Annotated in this window: 21 protein-coding genes and 2 pseudogenes; 10 read left to right on the top strand and 13 right to left on the bottom strand. The window is 38.3% G+C overall.

Annotation, left to right across the window (positions count from 1 at the left end):
- The first annotated feature begins 551 nt into the window (after window positions 1-551).
- The 4 genes from petA to ACFINE_RS00415 all read left to right on the top strand — a co-directional run bounded on the left by petA (window position 552) and on the right by ACFINE_RS00415 (window position 3,802).
- Window positions 552-1,100 carry a ubiquinol-cytochrome c reductase iron-sulfur subunit gene (gene petA / locus ACFINE_RS00400; protein WP_375620691.1) on the top strand — a complete coding sequence of 183 codons (549 nt, stop codon included), beginning with the start codon at window positions 552-554 and terminating at the stop codon, window positions 1,098-1,100.
- Window positions 1,101-1,104: 4 nt separating this feature from the next.
- On the top strand, window positions 1,105-2,361 hold the full coding sequence (locus ACFINE_RS00405; RefSeq protein ID WP_375620692.1) for a cytochrome bc complex cytochrome b subunit: 1,257 nt from the start codon (window positions 1,105-1,107) through the stop codon (window positions 2,359-2,361).
- The gene (locus tag ACFINE_RS00410) at window positions 2,355-3,251 is read left to right on the top strand and encodes a cytochrome c1 (RefSeq protein WP_375620693.1); all 897 of its coding nucleotides are present in this window, start codon (window positions 2,355-2,357) and stop codon (window positions 3,249-3,251) included. The genes ACFINE_RS00405 and ACFINE_RS00410 overlap by 7 nt, the downstream gene beginning before the upstream one ends.
- Before the next feature lie 110 nt (window positions 3,252-3,361).
- On the top strand, window positions 3,362-3,802 hold the full coding sequence (locus ACFINE_RS00415; protein WP_375611176.1) for a PRC-barrel domain-containing protein: 441 nt from the start codon (window positions 3,362-3,364) through the stop codon (window positions 3,800-3,802).
- A 159-nt stretch (window positions 3,803-3,961) separates the two neighbouring features.
- Here ACFINE_RS00415 and ychF read toward each other — a convergent pair whose 3' ends face one another.
- Window positions 3,962-5,065: a redox-regulated ATPase YchF gene (ychF, locus tag ACFINE_RS00420; protein ID WP_375612983.1), complete on the bottom strand. Its 1,104-nt coding sequence runs from the start codon at window positions 5,063-5,065 to the stop codon at window positions 3,962-3,964.
- A gap of 265 nt (window positions 5,066-5,330) precedes the next feature.
- On the opposite strand from ychF, the gene ACFINE_RS00425 reads away from it, so the two are divergent.
- Window positions 5,331-6,074, top strand: coding sequence for a L,D-transpeptidase (locus ACFINE_RS00425; RefSeq protein WP_375611178.1), 744 nt, complete (start codon window positions 5,331-5,333; stop codon window positions 6,072-6,074).
- A 176-nt stretch (window positions 6,075-6,250) separates the two neighbouring features.
- Here ACFINE_RS00425 and pth read toward each other — a convergent pair whose 3' ends face one another.
- Window positions 6,251-6,877: an aminoacyl-tRNA hydrolase gene (gene pth, locus ACFINE_RS00430; RefSeq protein WP_375620694.1), complete on the bottom strand. Its 627-nt coding sequence runs from the start codon at window positions 6,875-6,877 to the stop codon at window positions 6,251-6,253.
- A gap of 75 nt (window positions 6,878-6,952) precedes the next feature.
- Window positions 6,953-7,582 carry a 50S ribosomal protein L25/general stress protein Ctc gene (locus tag ACFINE_RS00435; protein WP_375611180.1) on the bottom strand — a complete coding sequence of 210 codons (630 nt, stop codon included), beginning with the start codon at window positions 7,580-7,582 and terminating at the stop codon, window positions 6,953-6,955.
- A 292-nt stretch (window positions 7,583-7,874) separates the two neighbouring features.
- On the opposite strand from ACFINE_RS00435, the gene ACFINE_RS00440 reads away from it, so the two are divergent.
- Window positions 7,875-9,374 (top strand): helicase HerA domain-containing protein, encoded by a 1,500-nt coding sequence (locus tag ACFINE_RS00440; protein WP_375620695.1) that lies wholly within the window; start codon window positions 7,875-7,877, stop codon window positions 9,372-9,374.
- Here ACFINE_RS00440 and ACFINE_RS00445 read toward each other — a convergent pair.
- From ACFINE_RS00445 to lgt, 4 genes are all read right to left on the bottom strand, one after another.
- The gene (locus tag ACFINE_RS00445) at window positions 9,371-10,303 is read right to left on the bottom strand and encodes a ribose-phosphate pyrophosphokinase (protein WP_375620696.1); all 933 of its coding nucleotides are present in this window, start codon (window positions 10,301-10,303) and stop codon (window positions 9,371-9,373) included. The two genes, ACFINE_RS00440 and ACFINE_RS00445, sit on opposite strands and share 4 nt — an antisense overlap.
- Before the next feature lie 473 nt (window positions 10,304-10,776).
- Entirely contained in the window at window positions 10,777-11,568 is a 792-nt protein-coding gene (gene pgeF / locus ACFINE_RS00450; protein WP_375620697.1) for a peptidoglycan editing factor PgeF, read from the bottom strand.
- A 102-nt stretch (window positions 11,569-11,670) separates the two neighbouring features.
- Entirely contained in the window at window positions 11,671-12,750 is a 1,080-nt protein-coding gene (locus tag ACFINE_RS00455; RefSeq protein WP_375620698.1) for a class I SAM-dependent methyltransferase, read from the bottom strand.
- Window positions 12,725-13,603, bottom strand: a complete 879-nt coding sequence (gene lgt / locus ACFINE_RS00460; protein ID WP_375620699.1) for a prolipoprotein diacylglyceryl transferase — start codon at window positions 13,601-13,603, stop codon at window positions 12,725-12,727. Before lgt ends, ACFINE_RS00455 begins: the two co-directional genes overlap by 26 nt.
- Before the next feature lie 305 nt (window positions 13,604-13,908).
- On the opposite strand from lgt, the gene ACFINE_RS00465 reads away from it, so the two are divergent.
- Together ACFINE_RS00465 and ACFINE_RS00470 are read left to right on the top strand one after the other, a co-directional pair.
- Window positions 13,909-14,154 (top strand): accessory factor UbiK family protein, encoded by a 246-nt coding sequence (locus tag ACFINE_RS00465; protein ID WP_273791228.1) that lies wholly within the window; start codon window positions 13,909-13,911, stop codon window positions 14,152-14,154.
- 403 nt (window positions 14,155-14,557) lie between these two features.
- Window positions 14,558-15,058 carry a YbjN domain-containing protein gene (locus tag ACFINE_RS00470; RefSeq protein ID WP_273724125.1) on the top strand — a complete coding sequence of 167 codons (501 nt, stop codon included), beginning with the start codon at window positions 14,558-14,560 and terminating at the stop codon, window positions 15,056-15,058.
- A gap of 45 nt (window positions 15,059-15,103) precedes the next feature.
- Here the strand turns inward: ACFINE_RS00470 and ACFINE_RS00475 are convergent, their stop codons facing one another.
- Window positions 15,104-16,444, bottom strand: coding sequence for an ATP-binding protein (locus ACFINE_RS00475; protein WP_375612977.1), 1,341 nt, complete (start codon window positions 16,442-16,444; stop codon window positions 15,104-15,106).
- Between the two features lie 8 nt (window positions 16,445-16,452).
- Complete coding sequence (locus tag ACFINE_RS00480; RefSeq protein WP_375612976.1) at window positions 16,453-17,157, bottom strand: response regulator; 705 nt, start codon at window positions 17,155-17,157, stop codon at window positions 16,453-16,455.
- 145 nt (window positions 17,158-17,302) lie between these two features.
- On the opposite strand from ACFINE_RS00480, the gene ACFINE_RS00485 reads away from it, so the two are divergent.
- Window positions 17,303-17,953, top strand: coding sequence for an MBL fold metallo-hydrolase (locus tag ACFINE_RS00485; RefSeq protein WP_375612975.1), 651 nt, complete (start codon window positions 17,303-17,305; stop codon window positions 17,951-17,953).
- Between the two features lie 69 nt (window positions 17,954-18,022).
- Here ACFINE_RS00485 and ACFINE_RS00490 read toward each other — a convergent pair whose 3' ends face one another.
- Together ACFINE_RS00490 and ACFINE_RS00495 are read right to left on the bottom strand one after the other, a co-directional pair.
- Window positions 18,023-18,646: a BA14K family protein gene (locus tag ACFINE_RS00490; protein WP_375620700.1), complete on the bottom strand. Its 624-nt coding sequence runs from the start codon at window positions 18,644-18,646 to the stop codon at window positions 18,023-18,025.
- Window positions 18,647-19,118: 472 nt separating this feature from the next.
- Window positions 19,119-19,517, bottom strand: a pseudogene (locus tag ACFINE_RS00495) (sensor histidine kinase); the annotation flags it as partial.
- 4 nt (window positions 19,518-19,521) lie between these two features.
- Between ACFINE_RS00495 and ACFINE_RS00500 the strand changes: the two are divergent.
- A pseudogene (locus ACFINE_RS00500) lies at window positions 19,522-19,833 on the top strand (MBL fold metallo-hydrolase); the annotation flags it as partial.
- Window positions 19,834-19,901: 68 nt separating this feature from the next.
- Here ACFINE_RS00500 and ACFINE_RS00505 read toward each other — a convergent pair.
- Together ACFINE_RS00505 and uvrB are read right to left on the bottom strand one after the other, a co-directional pair.
- A complete protein-coding gene (locus ACFINE_RS00505) occupies window positions 19,902-20,687 on the bottom strand; it encodes a BA14K family protein (protein WP_375620701.1) in 786 nt (261 codons plus the stop codon).
- A gap of 630 nt (window positions 20,688-21,317) precedes the next feature.
- Window positions 21,318-23,627, bottom strand: coding sequence for an excinuclease ABC subunit UvrB (gene uvrB, locus ACFINE_RS00510; protein WP_375620702.1), 2,310 nt, complete (start codon window positions 23,625-23,627; stop codon window positions 21,318-21,320).
- Window positions 23,628-23,836: the final 209 nt, after the last annotated feature.

Genomic DNA, 23,836 nt, shown 5'->3' on the forward strand with positions numbered 1-23,836 from the left:
ACTTCCTTTTATTGAGCAATCCATGAAATGAATTGGCTCATTATGTTGAAAAGTGGGATATTTAATGAGGTTAGATCATCAATTTTAATTAAAATCAACAAAATATGCTTTTTATGCAAAAACAGAAGCGAAAAAAATACTCATGCAACCAGTTGGAATTGAGGGAGGGAGAGATGCTGTAAATGTGTTAAAGAAATAACCGATAAGCTCAACTTGTTTACTGAGATATGGTCATAACAAGACTATGTTTCTTTCTTTAGAAGTGTTTATTTACATGCTATCTCTGATTTTCACGGGCGGGGGAGTAATTTTGATTGATTAATATGAATAGGTTTGAAATGAAAAAACCTTACGGTGTTTAGGGATTTCATTCACTCTGTAAAACGATGAATTATCATTATAAAACAGTTTTTTGTATAAACCATACAAATGGCAGGAGTTTTTTACGGGGATGTTTTTATGGTTGAGGTAACGGAGTGATCAAGCATTGTACAATGGGAGAGGGTATGGTAAAAGAATATTTTAGCAAAGTGTCTCTTTAAGTTAAGTCCATGGGTGAGCAAACGAGGCGGGATTTTCTGTTTTTGGTAACAGCTGTTGCAGGAGCAGTTGGAATGGGAGCGGTTGTGTGGCCTTTTATCCGTCAGTTGCGTCCAGATGAAGCTGTTTTGGCATCTTCCTCTGTTGAGGTTGATCTTTCTGGTATTGAAGAGGGGATGTCAGTAACGGTAAAGTGGCGAGGACAGCCTGTTGTTATTCGAAATCGTACGGCAAAAGAAATTGCTGATGCGCGCGCTACTGAATTGAGACTTCTAAAAGATCGTCAAGCGCGCAATCCTAATCTTGAAGGTGAAAAGGAAGCAACAGATTTTGCGCGTTCAGCAGGTAAAGGACGTGAAAATTGGCTTATTGTTATTAATCTTTGTACGCATCTAGGCTGTGTAACACTTGGGCAATCGGGTAAATTTGGAGGATGGTTGTGCCCCTGTCATGGGTCTGTTTATGATACTGCTGGAAGAGTGCGGTCAGGTCCAGCTAACTATAATTTGACTATTCCACCTTACCAATTTCTTTCTGATACTTTGCTCAAAATAGGATAAAGTCATGATAAGGTTTCCTCCTTATTGTCCTAAAAGTGCTCTTGCCCGTTGGTTTGATAAGCGTTTTCCTCTTCCTCGTTTTTTTTATAATGCATTTGTGATTTTTCCTGTTCCGCGTAATCTTAATTACTTTTACACATTTGGCGGTATTTTAACCATTATGCTTTTATCACAGCTCTTGACTGGTATTGTCTTGGCTATGCATTATGTTCCGGATATTCATTTGGCTTTTGAAACTAGTGAACGATTTCGGCGTGAAGGGCAGTTTGGTTGGCTTTTTCGTCCATGGCATTGTGTAGGCTCTTCGTTTTTTTTTATTGCTGTTTATATCCATTTAGCACGTGGACTTTATTATGGTTCTTATAAAAATATGCGAGAAATGGTATGGGTTACAGGTATTTTTATTTATATCATCATGATGGCAATAGCATTTTTGGGTTATGTGCTTGTTTGGGGGATGATGTCTATTTCAGCGGCTTCAGTGATTGCAGGGCTTTTAAAAACGATACCTTTGGTGGGGACATGGTTGCATGAGACACTTCTGGGTGGTTATGTCGTAGGACAACCAACGTTGAATCGTTTTTATGTTTTCCATTATGTTTTATCATTTGTTTTGCTTCTTTTTGTGGGGCTGCATATTTGGGCAATTCATTGTGTTGGGCAAGGCAATCCAACAGGTCTTGCTATACAATCAGATAAGGAAACGGTTCCATTTTCGCCTTATGCGCTTATCAAAGATATTCTTGCTATTACTGTTTTTCTCATCTTCTTTGCCTGGTTTTTGTTTTATATGCCCGATTATATGGGGCAGGCTGAAAATTATAGTGTGGCAGATCCTTTAAAGGCACCTCTTCGTGTGGTTCCAGAATGGTATTTTTTGCCTTTTTATGCGATGCTTCGTGCTATAACTTTTGATATCGGTATTTTCTCTTCAAACTTTGTTGGCTTTGTTTTATTCGTCAGTTCGATTTGCGTTTTAATTTTTGTGCCATGGTTAGACCGCTCTAAAATATGTTCAGCAAGATATCGACCTATTTATAAAATTTTCTTTTGGGCGTTGGTTATTGATGTCGTTTTTCTTGGTTGGTTGGGGTCAAGAGAAATAAGTGACAAAATTCTTTTATGGACACAATTGGCTACGGTTTATTATTTTATATTTTTTTTGGTTATTTTGCCGATTTTGCCAGCGTTTGAAAAAAATTGTTCTCTTCCTTCTTCAATTATGCAAGATTTAAAACAGAAAAAAAAGAGACTATGGTAAATGTTTTTGTTGGGTTGGTTGTTATTGTTGCTATGAGTTTTTCTGCTCAGAGTTTAGCGAGTGATGCCTCTGATCAGGAAGAGGGATTTATTTCCTTTCCTTTACAGATTCCTAAAAAACAAGAATGGAGTTTTTCAGGTCCATTTGGGCTTTATGATAAGGCGCAATTGAGGCGTGGATTAAAGGTTTATAAACAAGTTTGTTCCAGCTGCCATGGGCTAAAATATGTGGCTTTTCGTAATTTAAAAGATCTTGGGTATGATCAAGAACAGATAAAAGCTTTGGCGGGGCAATATGAAGTGTGCGATGGTCCTAATCGAGAAGGAAAATTTTTTAAACGTGCTGGGGTTGCAACGGATTATTTTCCTTCTCCCTTTTCACATGAAGAAGAAGCAAGATTTATTTTGAATAGTGCTTATCCTCCAGATTTGACATTGATGGCACGTGCACGTGGGGTATCTTTGCCGTTTCCTGCTTTAATTACTGATGCATTGACTCATTATGATACAGCTGGTCCAGATTATATTACAGCTCTTTTAACAGGATATCAGAAGGCACCGAAGGAGATAAAAATTTTGAATGGTTATTGGTACAATCCTTATTTTATTGCCGGTAATTCTTTAACTATGGCTCCTCCTTTGAGTGATGGTATGGTTACTTATGAAGATGGAACCCCAGAAATCATTGAACATTATGCGCGCGATGTTTCTGCTTTTTTGATGTGGGCTGCCGATCCTCATATGGAAATTCGTAAAAAAACCGGTTTTCGTGTTATTTTATTTTTAATCATTTTTGCAGGGTTTGTTTATATTTTAAAAAATCGTATTTGGTGTCGTTTAGAAGAAGAATTAGAGAAAGAAATAAAAGACGAAATAAAGAGAAAAGGGTAAAGTGATAAGGCTCAAAAGAGTATAGAGTATAAAGAGCATAAGGAACAAATCTTTTTATGATGCATTGAGGTTTTATAAAGTAAAAGCAAAGTAAAAATGGAGATGTTAAAATGAAAAAAATTGCATGTACTACTCTTATGTCAATTTTGATGGTTTCTAGTACTTATGCTCAGTCTTTTGAAGTGCCTTCAAAACCTGAAATGATTTCTTCGACGGGTATTGTACAGGTGGGGATAGATAAGTCTGTGCGTTATGTGACACCTTTAGCAACGGATTTTGTTGCTTCCAGTCTTATAGGCGCCAATGTATATAATATAGAAGATGAAAATATTGGTGAAGTAAAAGATATTATTTTGCGTGAAAATAATATTGCAGGATTTGTTATTGCTGTTGGTGGTTTTCTTGGCATAGGCGAGAGTTATGTGGTCGTTTCTCCAGAAACAATCCAGATGACAAATGATTATGGTAAATGGAAACTCATTACAAATGCGACAAAAGATTCTTTAAAGAACGCTCCAACATTTAAATACGAAGGGCGTTGGACACGCTAATTTTATATTTCTATTCTTTAATGGACCAAGCTGTTGCTATCACAATCATATGCTAGCAACAGTTTTTTTGTTCTAAAAACTCTTGAGAATTTTTGCGACAAGATTCCAAGGAGCTATTACCAAAGTTTTCAAGATAAACTATTAAGACAGAGTGAAGATTTAAGTATTATGTTTAAATAACATGATATCGCCATCTTGCACAATGTATTCCTTTCCTTCATCGCGGGCTTTTCCTGCTTCCTTTGCACCGCTTTCTCCACCCAGAGCAATATAGTCATTATAGCTGATGGTTTGGGCACGAATGAAACCGCGCTCAAAATCTGAATGAATAATACCAGCTGCTTGGGGAGCTTTTGTACCACGCGTAATTGTCCATGCTCGTGTTTCCTTAGGCCCACAGGTGAAGTAAGTAATGAGATCAAGTAAATGGTAACCAGCGCGAATGAGGCGATTGAGACTCGGTTCAAAGAGTCCTAGCGCATTGAGATATTCTGATGCTTCAGCATCACTCAGTTGTGTAATTTCCGCTTCGATAGAAGCAGAAATGATAATGCTTTGCGCATTTTGCTCTGTTGCCATTTTTTCAACTGTTTGGGTAAAGCTATTTCCACGAGCGGCGTCATTTTCGCTTACATTACAAACATAAAGTACAGGCTTGGAGGTTAAAAGATTCAAACTCTTAAGAATGTGGTGTTCATCGGAAGAAATATCTTTGAGTAATAACCGGACAGGGTTTCCCTGTTGCAGTATGTTTAATGCTTTTTCCATAATAGGTAAAATTGTGAGAGCTTCTTTGTCTTTTCCGGTTGCTCGTTTACGGATTTGTATGATTCGTCTCTCAAGACTTTCAAGATCCGCAAGCATGAGTTCGGTTTCAACCGTTGTCGCATCACAAACAGGATCAATACGTCCCTCTACATGGGTAATATCTTCATTTTGAAAACAGCGTAAAACGTGGACAATAGCATCGACTTCGCGAATATTGGCTAAAAACTTGTTTCCTAAACCTTCGCCTTTTGAAGCTCCTCGCACAAGTCCCGCAATATCGACGAAGTTAATGCGTGTAGGAATCATTTCTTTTGAACCAGCGATTGATGCAATTTTTTCCATTCGTAAATCTGGAACAGCAACTTCTCCGGTATTGGGTTCAATGGTACAAAAAGGATAATTGGCAGCCTGTGCAGTGGCTGTTTTTGTTAATGCATTAAAAAGAGTTGATTTCCCGACATTAGGTAATCCGACAATACCGCATTTAAAGCCCATGAGAGTCTTTCTTTTCTATTAATTTTATGGTCAAGATAAAGCTTCCTTTTTATAGCATATTTTCAGAAGAGTTATAGTCCTGGTCTTGCGATAAGTGAGAAAAAAGTCTAAAGTAATAGGTATCTACTTTTTTACCTTAGTTCTTCTTACCTTATTGTTCTCCTTAGTTACAAGGATAAGAAAACTTCGAATTAATGTTAATATTGTGCTAAGTTTTTCATGGTATGCAAATCTGCATAAATAATTAATCGGAGAAAATAGAAGAGTGTTATCTCGTTGTGCCTTTTTAATTGCAGCACTTTTGGCTTTGGCTGGATGTGCTACACGTCAGTCAGATATGTCATCGGTACCTTTTCAACAAGTTCGATACATTCCACCAGAAATACAGGCTTTGTATGGTCCTGTAACGAATGAGACCTATTCGTTACCTGCTGTTGATCTTGCGACAATTGATCCAAAATATTGGCGACAAGAGGTGATTTATTATACATCTTATGCGCCTGGAACATTGGTTATAGATACGCAAGAGTGTTTTCTTTACCTTATTGGTGAAAATGGAAAAGCTTTGCGTTATGGGATTGGTGTCGGTAAAGAAGGCCTAGCATTTGAAGGTGAGGGGGTTATACAGCGCAAGCGTCGGTGGCCAAATTGGGCTCCTACTGCAGCTATGATGGCTCGAGAACCAGAACGTTATGGTCATCTTGGAAAAGGAATGCCACCAGGGCCCGATAATCCATTAGGTGCGCGGGCACTTTATTTGTTCAAAAATGGGAAAGATACACTTTTCCGTATTCATGGCTCACACGAATCGTGGTCAATTGGGCGTGCTATTTCAAGTGGGTGTATCCGTTTGCTTAATCAAGATATTATCGATCTTTATGATCGTGTTCCCATTGGTTCGCGTGTTGTGGTATTGCAAAACAATAGGAGTATTCCTACAGTTTATAGTCAACAATCAAATGGTTACGATCCGCTACAGTCGACCATTCAGCCAAATGATTTTTTTTAATTTAGGGGAGAAGATTGGAGAGAGCTGTGTTTGCTGTTCAATCTTCTCTTTCTCTCAAAAGAGAATATAAGCCTTTCTTTTTCAAAGATGTATACAAGCTTGTATTCTGTTCTATTTTCTAGCTTCTCACGTTGCCAACAGATTTTGCCTTTGAGAAAGTTTATAAGAGGATTTTTTTAAGAGTTCTTATCCATATTCTTCACGCGACTGGGACACGCAAGCCAATGGTTCTGATTGTGTTTTATCGTTTGTGAAACTTCATTCATAAAGAGGGATTTATCATCTTTTATAAGGAGAGCGATATTTTTTGCAATTGTCTCTAAGAGAGGGGATAACCATTCTTGATCAGATTTGGTAAAATTTCCCAGGACATGCTGATGAACAAGTTCTTTGCTTCCAGGATGACCAATTCCTATGCGTATACGACAATAGTCAGTACCACAATGGGCATCAATAGACTTAATGCCATTATGCCCATTATGTCCTCCACCAATTTTTATACGAACTTTCCCCGGTGACAGGTCTAGTTCATCATAAATGATGATCAAATTCTTTAAATCTAATTTATAAAATCGCAAAGCTTCACCGATAGCTTGACCAGAAAGATTCATGAAAGTTTGTGGTTTTATAAGAAAAATTTTCTCATTATTTATGAAACCATTGGAGATTTCTGCTTGAAACTTCTTTGACCATGGAGAAAAAGAGAAGGACTGATAAATGGCATCAACAGCCATAAAACCGATATTATGGCGGTTATTTTGATATTGTAAACCAGGATTGCCAAGACCAGCAATAAGCCACATGTGTATCTTCAGTCAAAGTATGAGTAAGGGTAATGTCTCATAGATTAAGGCGGAAAAATTCCCGCCTTTTGAGTTTTATGAAGTTTGTGTGTCTTCTTCATCATTTTCTTGTTCAGAAGTTTCATCGCTGACATCCATGCCAGCAGGAGCTGCAATGGTTGCAATGGTAAAGTCTCGATCTTGGATGATGGGAGTCACATCTTTTGGCAGTTGCACTGCTGAAATGTGAATAGAATCACCAATAGAGTAGCTGGAGAGATCAATTTCAATAGCTTCAGGAATAGCACTTGCTGGAGCTGTACATTCAATTTCGTGCCGAACAATATTGAGGACACCACCCTTTTTAAGTCCAGGTGCCGTATCTTCATTGAGGAAGTGGACAGGAATATTCACTTCTACAACCGATTTTGCTGAAATGCGCAAAAAGTCTACATGGAGGGGAAAGTCACGCACGGGATCTAATTGATAATCTTTTGGCAAAACCATAATTTTTTGCTTGTCAAGAATAATCGTTGCAATGGTGGTGCGAAAACCACCAGCATGAATTTTGTAGAAAATTTCTTTATAGGGAACTGTTATTGCCAAAGGTGGTTGTTTTTCACCATAAATGACAGCAGGAATAAGACCGTTGCGGCGAAGTTCACGGGAGGACCCCTTACCAACCCGCTCGCGTTTTTCGGCCTTAAGAGTGTAGCTTTTGCTCATAATTTAAGTCCTTTTTACATGATTGGAGATCCTTCAAAAACAGTAATAGTTTTTGCATGGATATGAAGATATGCGCTAACCAACAGCGATCACTCCATTCTACGTTGCCTCCAAGGGTGTCTACGCAGAAGTTTGTTCTATAGTTCAAACTATTCATAGATGCAAGAGTTGTGGGAAAAATCGATGATTTCTACCGTTAAAAAGGAGGAAATGTTACAAATTACGGTGTGGATGGAGAATCAACCAATATGTGCTGGCACTGATATGTTCAAAATCAAACACTGGAGATGTTATGAAGGTTGAGATTGCCTTGGGTGAGATGTCAGAAAGTCGTGCTTTGCATAAATCGATGCCAGCACTTCTTGATTTGGAAGAATTATTGGCGACACGTCTTCTTGTACAAGGTAATTCTGGTTCAGGGAAATCACATCTTTTACGCCGTCTTCTGGAGCAAAGTGCTAAGTGGGTGCAGCATTGTGTAATTGATCCAGAAGGCGATTTTGTAACTTTGGCAGATAAATTTGGTCATGTTATTGTAGAGGCTCAACGGAGCGAACTAGAATTGACACGTATTGCGCATCGCATTCGACAACATCGGGTTTCGGTGGTATTTAATCTTGAAGGTTTGGACACTGAACAACAGATGCGTGCTGTAGGGGCTTTCCTTGGGGCACTGTTTGATGTGGAACGTGATTATTGGTATCCTATGCTTGTCGTTGTCGATGAAGCACAATTGTTTGCTCCAACTGCAGCAGGAGAAGTTTCTGATGAAGCGCGTAAAATTTCTTTGAGCGCTATGACCAATCTGATGTGTCGAGGACGTAAACGTGGTCTTGCTGGTGTTATTGCGACACAACGTTTGGCTAAGCTTGCCAAAAATGTTGCGGCTGAAGCTTCAAACTTTTTAATAGGGCGGACTTTTTTAGATATTGATATGGTGCGCGCCGCTGATCTTTTGGGGATGGAGCGTCGCCAAGCGGAAATGTTTAGAGATCTTGAACGAGGAAATTTTATAGCTTTAGGCCCTGCTTTATCACGACGTCCCTTACCAATCATTATCGGTTCTGTTGAAACTTTGGCACGCTCTTCTAGCCCTAAATTAATGCCACTTCCAACAGAGCGGGATGATGTGCAAGAGCTCGTTTTTACTGCTTCACCAGAGGAAATTTTAACGCCATTTAAACAAACACGAGAGCCGATGAGGGAAAAATCAATGCACGAGATGTTAGAGGAGGTCGTGCATAAAAAACAAGAGTTGTTAGAAGAAAACCCAAGTTTATTTCCTGAACTTTCTGATGTTGAGCGTGACGGGCAAGCAGAACATATTATTCGGGAAATTCTTGAGGATTCTGAAGCTTTTTATCGTTCAACAGCGGTGCTTTATCAAGATTTTTCAGTTCGTTGTCGTATCCATGGTATGTCAAAGGTTCCTTTTAATCTTTCACAATTTCGGCGTAAATTGGCTATTGCTCAGGCTTTTGTTGATGAACAAACGGCTGTCAGTGAACATTGGAAACATATTTTGCAGATATCAGAAAGTTTGGAAGAAGATGTTCAAGGAGTCTTCTTGAACGTGGCACAGGCCGCATTAGGGGGAAAGCCATGTCCATCTGATGCATTTTTAGCACGTCTTTATGGGACTCATTCTTTAAGCCGTGCACGCCGACTTTTAACCTACTTTGAAGAGCGTGGACTTATTGTTATTCACACGCATTTTAGTGGTCAACGTATTGTTGCCTTTCCTGATCTTGGTGTTGAAACAGCGCCGGGAGACCCCAAGAAACCACTTTAACCAAATAAGCTGGAAACCGATTGTTCTGCTGCTGTCCTTGCTATTGCTTCTCCCATAAGGTCGGCAATGGGTAAAACACGAATATTATGGGTTTTCTCAATAGCTTGTGTTGGCATAATTGAATCTGTAATAACCAATTCTGTCATCTCTGAATTGGCAATTCGCTCGATTGCATTACCAGAAAGAACACCATGCGTGATATAAGCCGTGACACTATTGGCACCATGTTTAAGCAGAGCACTTGCTGCATTGCATAAAGTTCCACCTGAATCAACAATATCATCAAGCAAAAGGCAATCTTTTCCCGATACATCTCCAATGATATTCATAACTTCTGATTCACCGGGGCTTTCGCGACGTTTATCCACAATAGCGAGCAAACTGTTCAAGCGCTTGGCGAGCGCGCGCGCGCGCACCACACCACCCACATCAGGTGAAACAACGATAACATTTTCAAGAGAATAATGCACTTTGACATCGCGAGAAATGACAGGAACAGCATAGAGATTATCCGTAGGGATATCAAAAAAACCTTGAATTTGTCCTGCATGAAGGTCCAATGTTAAAACACGATGGGCCCCTGCTTCAGTAATTAGGTTGGCAACAAGTTTTGCAGAAATAGGAGTTCGTGGTCCTGGTTTTCTATCTTGGCGGGCATAGCCAAAATAGGGGATAACAGCTGTAATACGACGCGCAGAAGAACGACGAAGGGCATCAATCATGATGAGTAATTCCATCAAATGATCATTTGCAGGATAGGATGTAGATTGCAAAACAAAAACATCTTGTCCACGTACATTTTCATGCAGTTCTACGAAAATTTCTTGATCAGCAAAGCGCTTTACAGTTGCTTTGCCTAAGGGGATGTTCAAATAATTTGCAACATCTTCAGCTAGGCGTGGATTAGAATTTCCGCAGAAAAGTTTCATAGTAGAACCTCTGAATCATCATGGTGGGAATGCGACACGGTTTTTAATTTCTTTTTATTAAATTGCAAGAGAACAATTACAAAAGCCTTACAATTTTATCGATTATTATTAAAGAGCTATGCAGTATGTTTTCTCTTTTTCCAAAAGTTTATTACTTTTAGAGCAAAGTTTTTTCTCCATGCGGCAAAGAAATACATATTGATTAAGCTTTTTGGTTATTACTTTATAAAAATACTTTCAATATGGGGAATGCTTCATATTTAAGATGAATGAAGGGGAGTAATAAAAAGAAGTATCATCTTGCCTTCAATCATTATAACCAAACATTGAAAATGATCATAGCGAAGGCTATCATATTTTATGGGCTGGTAGATAATTTCGTGAAAAAAGCAAAGTACAATGGGATTTATTTTTACATTTGGGTAAAAAGTTTAGTTTTGCAGTTTTGGTATTGTTCTCAAGCATAAAGAGGCTCATCTTTTGTTTTTCAGCATAATAGCAGAAATTTGCCGTCCGTAATCGGGTTCGTTGCGGTGTATTGCACGGCGATAGGAGAAAAAACGCTGTTCATCTTGATAGGTACAAAGCTCTACACAAGAAGCATTAACGCCTGCTTCTTTGAGTTGGTTTATAATAAATGCCCATAGATTAAAATAAAAGCGATTTATTTTGTCTGTTTTTAAAAAATATTTTTGGTATTTGCTGTGGTAATCAATAAATTGGTCGTAAAATTCATTTGTTACTTCATAGTGATAAGGGCCAATACAAGGTCCAAGGACTGCTGTTATTGATTGTCTTTTGGCTCCTTGTGTTTCCATAACAGCAATTGTTTTCTCGATAATTCCATTTAAGCTTCCACGCCAGCCAGCATGAGTTGCAGCGATGACTCCAGCTTGTGGATCAGCAAACAGAATGGGTCCGCAATCTGCTGTAAGAACCCCAATAACGAGTTCTGGGGTGGTCGTAACCAGAGCATCAGCTTGAGGAGGTGCACCGATAGTTGCTTGATGAGCTACGACAACGTTACAGGAGTGTATTTGATTGACTGTGACTAAATTTTGCGCCTCAATAGAAAAATAATTGGCGATCAAAAGACGATTCTGTACAATATATTCAAGCTGATCATTTGAACCTTTCCCAACATTAAGACTATGATAAAGATTTTTTGAAACACCACCTTGACGTGTAAAAAATCCATGTTTTATCCCATGGGTGTGTAAAGTAGAAAGATTTTTTGCAAGAATGGGATGAGGGATAGATTTCATAAAAGTTCCTTATGGAGATTATTTAAAGTGAGGATGGAGATGTTCATATTTGTCAATGAATATTTCAGATAATGATGTGCTTATTGACAAAAGCGCCGATCATTAAAATTGGGGAGGTATGGAGATATTTTTATCACTGAAATGTAAAACTTTAAATAATTTTCCCATCTGATCTGGACTAGCGAGCCGTTCGATGTCTTGGCGGATTTTGTCTTGCAAAGGAGCACTTTTGCCAACTCCAAGCTGGTTTGCGCGCTCCAGTAGCCCCATTTTAAAAAGAAATTCTCCTTGCTCTAAGATTTCAGCAAAACAGCCCTGTTCAAGAGCTATGTTTTTTAAAAAAGAAAAATCAACATGGGATGTTAAATCATGTTCACCAGGGGCATCAAAAACATCACGAAATCTATGTTTTGAGAGTGCTTGCAAGGTATCGCCAAAGGCAAGCTCACAAGCACCATAGTCGATAAGTAAAGCAGAACCTGTCACTTGCACTAAATGGTGGCTGATTTGTTGCATGAATTGATGCCGTAAGGGGGCATGTTCAAAAATTGTTCCGTCAGGCACTTTAGAACAATAGGTTTGTAGACAAGAAGAGGGAAGTTTATGCGGGGCAGCAATAAAGATGAAATCTCCATTTTGATTGACTGTAATGCGGCGCTCTTTCCATTCTCCATTGACTTTAATATATTGGTTGATAGGGAGTGTATCGAGAAATTCATTAGCAATGAGGAAGAGAGGATTTGAAGGAATTTGATTAAAATTTTCAATGCTATGGATTTGTTTTTGATAAGAGAAAAGGCGCTTTTTTTGTTCTTTTGCAAGTTTTTTGCTTATTTCGATCAGAAAAATTTCAGCAGCATTAAATGCCGTTTGAGAGAGCTTTTGGATAGTTCGCAAAATGTCATCCATCAAAGTTCCTCGTCCTGGACCTATTTCAGCGAGAATAAAAGGGTGAGGGCACCCTTGAGCTTTCCAGCTTGCAAGAGTCCAAATGCCAATCATCTCTCCAAATAATTGGCTTATTTCAGGTGCTGTAATGAAATCACCAGCATGTCCAAAAGGGGTTTGTGTGTGATAATAACCAAATTGGGGATCGGTGAGTGCCAACGTCATATATTGGCTAACAGTGATTGGTCCATTAAGGACAATAATTTCTTTAATTTTTTCTTTGAGATTGGCCATTTTCTGTCGGTTTATATTTAAAGGCGTGGAGAAGAAGATAAAACCCTACAAGAAGCATGGGAAGAGATAAAGCCATGCCATAGGTAAAACCAGTAGAATGGAAAAGAGTCGAAAACCATTCTGGATCTTCTTGAGGCGCACGGTAAATTTCAGAAATGCTGCGTGTTACTGCGTAGCCTATAATAAATGTTCCTGATACAGTACCGGGACGTTTTAATGCTTTGAACCCAAAAATAAGAAGACACAGGATGATGAAGAGAAGAAATCCTTCCATAAATGCTTCGTAAAGCTGGCTTGGATGGCGCGGTAAATAGTAAGGATCGAGAGGAAAACAAACAGCCCAAGGACGTGTAGTAATATTACCCCATAATTCTTGGTTAATGAAGTTGCAGATTCGTACAATGCCGATACCAATAGGAGCACCTGCAGCAATGATATCAAACATGGCTCGTATGTTAATATAATTTTTACGGGCAAACCAGATCATAGCAATGATAATACCAATAAGTCCGCCATGAAAGGACATTCCCCCATCCCATACGGCAATAATAGCACTTGGATGGTTAAAATAGTAAATGGGATCCCATACAAGAACTTGTCCTAAACGCCCTCCGACAACAACACTTATGGCAGACCAGACAACAAAATCTCCGATTTTTTCTTTATCCATAGGAGGATAGTTTCTATACCATAGAGATGTTTTTTTTAATAATTTTTGCGCATACCACCAAGCAAAAAGAATACCCAGCACGTAACCAAGTCCATACCAATGAAGTGTTATGGGACCTAGCTGGATAATAACAGGATCAAGAAAAGACGGAAAAGCAATGGTTGGACAAGACAAATTGTTCATGAGTTAAGCATCTTACATTATACGAGATGAATATGAAGTGACTCTGATGGTCAGAAATGACAGATGAATACACAATGGTCAAGTCAGTAGGGAGGCTAGTCAGAAAGGGAGATAGATTTCCACTGATTTATCGCGGTAAAAAATATGGTGATAAAAGGAATATTAAAAAATCTTAAACAAAATCATTATGAAAAATCTGCACAGTATGTAAAATATAGAGTAAAAGGAACAAATTACAGTATCTAAATGTTATGAGAATACGCTATAATGCGTGCGTCAATAATTAAAATTTAAGGAAAAAGGTTATGCGTAATGGATCAAATCGTATTCTTGATGAATTAGCAAAATTAGCAACGGATGCTGCTGACGTTGCGCAAGGCATACGACGTGAAGCTGGAACAGCTTTTCGTGTGCAGGCTGAAAAGATAGCAAACAAACTTGATCTTGTTTCTCGCGAAGAGTTTGAGACTTTTAAGGAGATGGTGCTGAAAATCCATGCTGATAACGCTGATTTGAAAAGACGCCTTGATGATTTAAAAAAAGATGATTAAAAAAAACGCAGACACAAAAAAGTAAAATAGTTTAAAAAAAAGAATCTTCAAAAAAATATCCCCAATTTTTCAATATGATGCGTGAAACTAAAAAATGCTTAATCTTGAGTCTGTTAGAGCGGAGCATTTGTTTATTTTTGATTTTTTTTTGGGTAAAGTACATTTTTTTGAATCAGGGGGGCTGGCGCTATGAAATTGTATCAATACACTGAAAAGACTTGATGATTCGTTTTATGACTATCAGGTTGCCCTAAACAGCGCGATTGTGTTCTGGGTGTTTGTGTACTGTCGATGTTTTTATGTGTATTTGTTTGGTGTAAAGGTTCTGATTGTAGCAAAATATTGTTACAGTTGAGACGGTTTATATTCTGTTGACAATGTTTTAAGATGATTGAGGATTGTGATGAGGCTTGCATTTTGCGCCACAGAAAGAAAAGAGCACCCTGTTGACTTTATCGAACAGATTGCCTGTGAATATGATTGGTCGTTTGAGCGGGATGCACAAGATGAAATTAGCGTTTGTGTGGAAGGAAAACGCGCAAACTATCGTCTTGCTTTTTCATGGATGGAAGAGCATGAAGCACTTCATTTAGCTTGTTCGTTTGATCTTTCTATTAAAAATGCTCGAACAGCTGAAATACAGCGCTTATTGCTAGCAATTAATGAAAAGTTGTTGTTGGGACATTTTGATTACTGGCAAAGGAATAATTCAGTTATTTATCGACAAGGTCTTCTTTTGGCTGGTGGGATGCATCCATCTCATATACAGGTTGAAACATTATTGATACATGCACTTAAAGCCTGTGAAAGCCATTATGTTGCATTTCAGATGGTTGCTTTGTCGGGAGAAAGTGCTTACAAGGCACTACAGTACACTTTGTTTGAAACTGTAGGGAATGCCTAAAATATGCAGTTTGTTATTTTTACAGATGGTTTGCTGAAATATTGCTCATAGGGGGATATCAAGAATAGCGCGCAATCCCCCGAGTGGGCTCTCATCTAATTGTATATTGCCACCATGGCTGCGTGCTATGTCTTGAGCAATAGAAAGACCAAGGCCTGTTCCACTTGCATCTTGATTTCGCGCTTTATCAAGTCGAAAGAATGGCTTAAAAACTTCTGTGCGCATATTTTTATGAATTCCAGGTCCATTATCATCGATTATCAATATAAAAGATTCTTGTTGAGAGTTAGCGGTTAGTTTAACGGTCGTACCGTAACAAAATGCATTTGATACAAGATTGCTGACCAAGCGTGTAAAAGCACGGGGACGTACTTGGATTTCTGTAGGACCTTCAATAGTGTAAGAAAATTGACGTTTGTGAAGATGAGCATCGGCGGAGAATTTTTTCATAAGAGCATTTAAATCAAAAGTCTTGACACTTTCACTTCCTTCACCACGAGCAAAAGCAAGATAATCTTCTAACATATTTTGCATGTCACTTACATCTTGCTCAAGCGGTTTAATATCAAAGCCAGTATTTGCTAATGCTAGCTGAAGTTTAAAACGTGTAAGAATGGTTCTTAAATCATGACTTACTCCTGAGAGCATCATGGTGCGTTGTTCGATTTGGCGTTCAATACGTTCTCGCATACGTAAAAAAGCGATGCCTGCACGACGGACTTCATCAGCTCCTTGTGGTTGAAATCCTTTTGGTAAAGGACGACCGCGTCCAAAGCTTTCTGCTGCTTCAGCCAATTGTTGAATCGGTTTGATTTGATTGCGTAAAAAGTAAATTGCTATCAGCAATAAAACAAGAGCTGTTCCTACCATCCAGCTTAAAAAAATAGCAGTATTGGAAGCATAGGCTTGGCTGCGTGGAGCAAAGACGCGTAAGATGTTGTGACCAAGGTGGATACGGATTTCAACAAGATCAGAATCTCCTACGGTATCGATCCAGAAGGGACGGTTAATTTGGCGGGTGATTTCTTCACTTAAAAAATAGTCAAGAATTGCAAAAAATGGCTTAGGTCCTGGAGGGGGTAAGGAGGTAGGAGATAGAATAGAAATATTTAATCCCATACGTTGTTGTGCAATACGCTTGATATCTTCATAGTTATCTTGTTGGGGATATGTTTCAAGAATATCAATAATGGCTGAAATATCATGCACGACAGCCGTTGAAAGACGCTCCGTTACCATTTGCCAATGGCGTTCCATAAAGACATAAGCAATCACCGTTTGCAGAAGCACCATGGGAGCAATGATAATGATCAAAGAGCGAACATAAAGCCGTTTAGGCATTTTTTTCGTTAACCATCGAAGAAAAAATCTTAAAGGTTTGATCATTCTTGTGCCTATTCAATAGAGAGTTTATACCCTATTCCTCGCACGGTTTGGAGCCATATAGGCAGTGCTGGGTTTTTTTCGATCTTACGACGAAGGCGGTTGATCTGCACATCAATGGCACGTTCACTTATATTGCTGTCATCGGTCGCGAATTTATGGCGCGGAATTGTATCGCCTGCATTTTCGGCAAACATGACCATCATTTCTTGTTCTTTATCTGTTAATTTAATAATTTCTCCTCCTTTTTTGAGTTCGCGTCGTGAAATTGAAAATATATAAGGACCAAAAACTATTTGCTCAATTTTAGGTTGGTGAGGGGGAAAACCACGTCGTAAAATGGCGTTGATGCGAAGGAGAAGTTCACGAGGGTCAAACGGCTTAGCCAGATAATCATCTGCCCCTGCTTCTAATCCACGGATACGATTGTCTATTTCTGATAAAGCTGTTAACATAAAGATAGGGACATCTTTTGTTTGGCGGAGTGAATGAGTGAGATCAATACCGTTTTCGCCAGGCATCATGACATCAACAATAAGAAGATCAAAATCTAAACTTGCTAACAGTCGTCTTGCTTCATTCGCATTAGCTGAAACTGAAACACGAAATCCATTTTTAATGAGAAACTGAAATAAAAGATTGCGAATACGTGTATCGTCATCAATCACAAGAAGGTGAGGGGCATCGTCACACAAAACTTGAACGTGATTGCTCATTCTTAAAAAAAACCTTGATAAAAATTTAGTTTACACAAAATGCAAGTTTACATAAGTTGTATAAAGCTGTCGAGCAGCACCTTTACCTTAAAGGAAAGAAAGTTTTATTTATAAATTTAAAAAAGTTATTTTTGAAAAGGATATTATGGGTAGTCTTAATATACATATTATTCCAGTTACGACATTCCAACAAAATTGCACTTTGCTTTTTGATAGTGAAAGTAAAACGGGGGTTCTCGTTGATCCTGGTGGTGATTGGCCACGAATTCAAGACGTAATCGAAAAGAATGGTGTTATCGTTGAGGCTATTTGGATAACACATGGTCATTTTGATCATGTAGGAGCAGCAATGCAAGTGAAAGAAGCGCTTAATGTAAAAATTATCGGTTCACATCGCGATGATAAGCCTGTGATGGATGCCGTGAGCGAAAGCGCAAAAAATTATGGCATCACTGATGCTTGCATCTGTATTCCTGACCAATGGTTAGAAGATGGTGAGTGCGTTCATTTTGCTGGACATGTGTTTAAGGTTTTTCACACCCCAGGACATTCCCCTGGTCATGTTATTTATTTCAATGAAAAAGAGCGCTTAGCCCTCTTGGGTGATGTTCTCTTTCGTGGTTCTATCGGACGTACGGACTTCCCCTTCTGTTCTTATGAAAAATTGATGCAATCCCTTCGAGAAAAAGTTTTACCCTTAGGCGATGATGTTTGTTTTATCTGTGGGCATGGTCCCAAAAGTAGCATAGGCTATGAGCGACAAAATAATCCTTTTCTTCAAGATTTTAATATATGAGCAAATAAAAAAAACGCTTTGAAGCGTTTTTTTTGCCATTTAAGACTTTTTAGTAGAGCAGAACAGAAGTTAATTTATTGGGGCATAACAAACGTGTTCCAAACCATTACGGTCTCGGAAAGTTCCTGTTTTAGGGTTGAAAGAACGGTATTTTTTCTTGCAATATTGAAGCCAATCAGACTCTAATGATTGTTGTACTGGCTCATATTCCACCGTTTGCGGAGTTTCATAAATTATCTGTTCTTGTGGAACCTGTTGATATACAATTTGATGCTGTGGTGCGGTTTGATAAACAACTTGTGGCTGTTCTGATTTTTTAAAAATTTTGCCGAGAAGTGCACCTGCTGCAAGAGCAAGAATGCCCATTGCTAAAGCTTCTCCTGAGTTATTTATATTAATACTACTGTGTTTTGTCTTTTTGCGCTCGACATAATGATATGTCTTATGTTCAACATGATGGTGTTGTTGTGCTCCCCATTTATGGCTAACATAATGACGCGTGTGGGGGTTATCAAAAGAGTGATGTTCACTATGAGAAAAATGGGAGCTAAAATTGTGAGACGGTAAACCAGCCTCCCTTCTCATGTCATAGTTATGATACCATGCCATATCCGCAAGCGTTGGATCTAATGGCATCAAAACGGTCACAGTAGACATTGCTGATAATACCGCTAATCTGATCACTTTTTTCATAATGATGCTCCTTGTGTAAATTCGTATTTTTCACATCCTACACGTGTCAAACTGAATAGAGCCTGAACAATTTTGGATTTTATTGTGACAAAAAAATAAAAATTCATTTAGTTAAAACTATTATCAATACAGTAAAATAAAATCATGACAGAATTTTGATTTCAATTAATGTACTCTTCTTAAGGTTAATTAAGCAGCTTGTATTTAGAGCACCAGATTTTTTACTATTGGTTATAAATTATTCATTGATGAGTACTTTTTTATTGCTTGATACAATATGAATTGAACAATAGGTGTATGAACAAAAGTTATCGTTTTTTATTATAGGCTTATGGTGCTAAGATAGAACCTTATTTGTGTGATTGAATACAGTCCTGTTTGACTACTCTCTTGTGAGGCTAAATATTGAGTTCGATATCATATTATAACTGTATAAATATAATATATTGCGGGAACTTTTTTTGATATATGGGAAACATTCTTGTTGGGATATGGCTGTTAGTTTGACAGTATTGGCATGACAAAATGCATTTGACACAAGATTGCTGATGAGACGCGTGAAGGCACGTGGGCGTGCTTGTATTGGTGTAGGGCTTTCAATGGTGTAGGAAAATTGACGTTTGTGAAGATGCGCATCGGTAGAGAATTTTTGCATAAGAGCATTTAAATCAAAAGTTTTAACACACTCACTTTCTTCACTACGGGCAAAAGCAAGGTAATCTTCTAACATATTTTGCATGTCGCTCACATCTTGTTCAAGCGGCTTGATATCAAAGTCAGTATTTGCTAATGTTTTCTGAAGTTTAAAACGGGTGAGAATGGTTCTTAAATCATGGCTTACACCCGAAAGCATCGTGGTGCGTTGTTCGATATAGTTAGAAGATGGTGAGTGTGTGTATTTTGCTGGACATAAGTTTAGGGTTTTACATACACTGGGGCATTCCCCTGGTCATGTTATTTATTTCAATGAAAAAGAGCGCTTAGCCCTCTTGGGTGATGTTCTCTTTCGTGGTTCTATCGGACGTACGGACTTCCCCTTCTGTTCTTATGAAAAATTGATGCAATCCCTTCGAGAAAAAGTTTTACCCTTAGGCGATGATGTTTGTTTTATCTGTGGGCATGGTCCCAAAAGTAGCATAGGCTATGAGCGCCAAAATAATCCTTTTCTTCAAGATTTTAATATATGAGCAAATAAAAAACGCTTTGAAGCGTTTTTTTGTGCCATTTAAGACTTTTTAGTAGGACGGAACAGAAGTTAATTTATTGGGGCATAACAAATGTGTTCCAAACCATTACGGTCTCGAAAGGTCCCTGTTTTAGGGTTAAAGGAACGGTATTTTTTCTTGCAATAGTTAAGCCAATCAGATTCTAATGATTGCTGGAGTGGCTCATATGCCACTGTTTGCTGCACTTGATAAACTCTTTGATTTTGCGGAACTTTTTGATAAATTACCTGATTTTGTGGTACTATTTGATAAACCACTTGTGGCTGTTCTGGTTTTTTTAAAATTGTACCAAGAATCGTACCTGTTGCAAGACCAAGAATACCCACCGCTAAAGCATCTCCTGAGTTATCTATATGAATATTACTGTGTTTTGTCTTTTTGCGCTCGACGTAATGATATGTTTTGTTTTCAACATGATGATAATGGTGGTGGTGGTGATGATGTTGTTGTTGTTGTTCCGTCTTACTCTGTTTGGCTACAGACCTTTCATGTTTGGCTTTAAATCTTCTCTTGTCGTCATCAGAACTCTTGTGGAAATCATCAACAAACTTTTGGAAATCATCAGATAAAAAGCTACGTTTTTTATCAGAACAATGGGAGCGAGAAAAACCGCAAGGCAGAATATCAGCTTTCTTCCTCATTTCCCTTATCGCATCATCTGTTTCTTTACGCATCTTCCTCATCATATCATCTATTTCTCTCGAGATAGAGTCACTACGATTCCATGCCATATCCGCAAGCGTTGCATTTAGCGGCATCAAAACGGTCACAGTTGACATTGCTGATAATACCGCTAACCTGATCACTTTTTTCATAATGATGCTCCTTGTGTAAATTCGTATTTTTCACATCCTACACGTTTCAAACTGAATAGAGCCTGAACAATTTTGGGCTTTATTGTGACAAAAAAAATAAAAATTTATTTAGTTAAATCTATCGCGGAGACAGTAAAATGAAATCATAACAGAATTTTGATTTCAATTAATGTACTCTGCTTGAGGTTAATTAATAAGTTTGTATTGAGAGTCCACGATTTTTTACTATGGAATATAAACTCTTTATTTAGGGATAATTTTTTATTGTTTGGTACAATATAAATTGAACAATAGGGATATGAATAAAAGTTATCATTTTTTATCATAGGCTTATGGTTCTATGAGAAAGTCTTATTTTACTTTATTTGTGTTATAGGACAGTGTCCTATTTGAATATTTTCTTGTAAGGATAAATAATATTGAGTTAGATATCAGAGTATAACTGTATAAAGATAATATATTTTAGAAATTTTTTATAAAATGTTCTCTCTCATGTTGTTTTAGACAAATTGAAGCACCCTTGATGTTGGAGGTTGTCTATTTTTCGGATAACGCTGTTTGCTTTTGAGCTTTCGTCTTTTTTTAGAAGAGCTGAAGATTATTTTATGCGGTTTGAAATTTTTTGCTCCTTCATTGATTGCGTTTTTTTCGTTTTATTGTTGCTTGATTAGGGGTGTTTTTACGAGATTTTCCTTTTTGATTTTCCAAAATACCAGTGTCCATGGTTGGTCCCATGTGTGCAAGGTTTGGTTTGGAGAAAAGACTTGGTTGTAATACGCGCTCATGGGTGGATTGTTCGCTATGATGTGTTAAGGGATTTTCCGCGAGTTCTAGTTCTATCTTTTGTAATTGTTTGATTTCATCGCGAAGGTGTGCTGCTTCTTCAAAATTAAGATCAGCAGCTGCTTCATGCATTAATTTTTCGAGGTGTTTAATATGAGATGCTAAATTGTTGCCAACCATATTTTTTTTCTCGATGACATCAGGGATATTTGTACGAATATGGTTGTTTTCATAGCCTGAATTGAGAATATCTCCGATATTTTTTTTGATACTTTTCGGTGTGATATGGTGTTCTTCATTATAGGCTATTTGTTTTTGTCGACGTCTTTGTGTCTCCTGTAAGGCTCGTTTTATGGAACCAGTGATCGTATCTGCATAGAGGATAACACGGCCATCTACGTTACGTGCAGCACGTCCGATTGTTTGTATGAGGGAAGTTTCAGAGCGCAAAAAGCCCTCTTTATCGGCATCTAGAATGGCAACAAAACCACATTCTGGAATATCTAAGCCTTCTCGGAGCAAGTTGATACCGATGAGGACATCAAAGGTGCCAAGCCGAAGATCGCGTAGAATTTCAATGCGTTCTAATGTATCAATGTCGGAATGCATATAGCGTACACGAATACCTTGTTCGTGGAGATATTCCGTTAAATCTTCGGCCATACGCTTGGTTAGGACGGTCACTAGTGTGCGGTAGCCTTTTTGAATTGTTTTACGAATTTCATTCACAACATCATCGACTTGATTTTTGGCTGGACGAACCTCTGTTGGTGGGTCAACAAGCCCTGTGGGGCGAATAACTTGTTCTGCAAAAGTACCGTGAGATTGTTCTATTTCCCACCGTCCAGGTGTTGCGGAGACAGCAATCGTTTGTGGGCGCATAGTATCCCATTCTTCAAAGCGCAAAGGACGGTTATCCATACAAGAAGGGAGGCGAAAACCATATTCTGCTAAGGTTGCTTTTCTGCGAAAATCACCTCGGTACATACCACCAATTTGGGGAATGGTTACATGGCTTTCATCGATAAAAACAAGAGAATTGAGTGGAATATATTCGAATAAAGTTGGGGGTGGTTCACCGGGATTTCGTCCTGTTAAATAACGTGAATAATTTTCAATTCCCGGACATGAACCGGTGGTTTCCAACATTTCCAAATCAAAAACTGTACGTTGTTCTAAACGTTGTGCTTCTAAAAGACGTCCAGCTTCGTTCAACTCATCGAGGCGTTGAACGAGTTCCATTTTGATAGATTTCATCGCTTGGTTAAGTGTTGGGCGTGGTATTACGTAGTGTGAGTTGGCATAAATTTTAATTGATTGAAGATCGCCTGTTTTTTGTCCGGTGAGAGGATCAAATTCCGTAATTGTTTCCACTTCATCGCCAAAGAGCGAAATACGCCAAGCACGATCTTCGAGGTGGGCAGGGAAAATTTCGATTGTATCCCCTCGTACACGAAAGGAACCACGAACGAAGTTGATATCTTGTCGATAATACTGTTGAGAGACTAAATCAGCCAAGAGTTTTCGTTGATTGAGTTTGTCCCCTTTTTCTATTTCGAAGGTCATGGCCGTATAGGTTTCTACGGAACCAATTCCGTAGATGCAGGAGACAGATGCGACGATAATAACATCATCACGCTCTAAGACAGCGCGTGTTGCAGCATGGCGCATACGGTCGATTTGTTCATTAATTGAGGATTCCTTTTCAATATAAGTGTCTGAGCGTGCAACATAGGCTTCTGGTTGATAATAGTCATAATAGGAAACAAAATATTCGACGGCATTATGGGGAAAAAAACTTTTAAATTCCCCATAAAGCTGCGCTGCTAGAGTTTTATTGGGAGCTAATATTAAAGCTGGACGCTGTGTTTTTTCAATGATATTGGCCATTGTATAGGTTTTCCCTGAGCCGGTAACACCCAAAAGCACTTGTGTACGTTCATTTTTTTGAATTCCCTCAACCAGAGTTTTAATGGCTTGAGGTTGATCTCCCGCTGGTTTAAAAGATGTTTCGAGTTGAAATGGAATACCACCTTCAGATTTTTCAGGACGAATGGGGCGGTGAGGTGTCCATAATGCACCATTCTTAAAAAGAGGATTACCTGAAGCAATAAGAGCAGAAAGAGCTTCTACTGTTGCAGTAACACCATTTTTCATTGTTGTATCCTTTGATAGAAAAGTGCTGGTGATTTTAAAGAAAATACTAATTTTTACAAATTTATTACGACAACAGCAAAACGTTATTGAACAGATTTATTTTGGTTTATTAGAGCTTTCATTAGGATATTGATCAAGTTTTTTATGAGACAAATTCTTCGAAGTATTTCTTTGGAAGGAGCATATTTGTGGTTGTTCGTGAACACTAT

The organism is Bartonella sp. AA97HXZ, from assembly GCF_042196985.1.
Lineage (GTDB): Bacteria > Pseudomonadota > Alphaproteobacteria > Rhizobiales > Rhizobiaceae > Bartonella.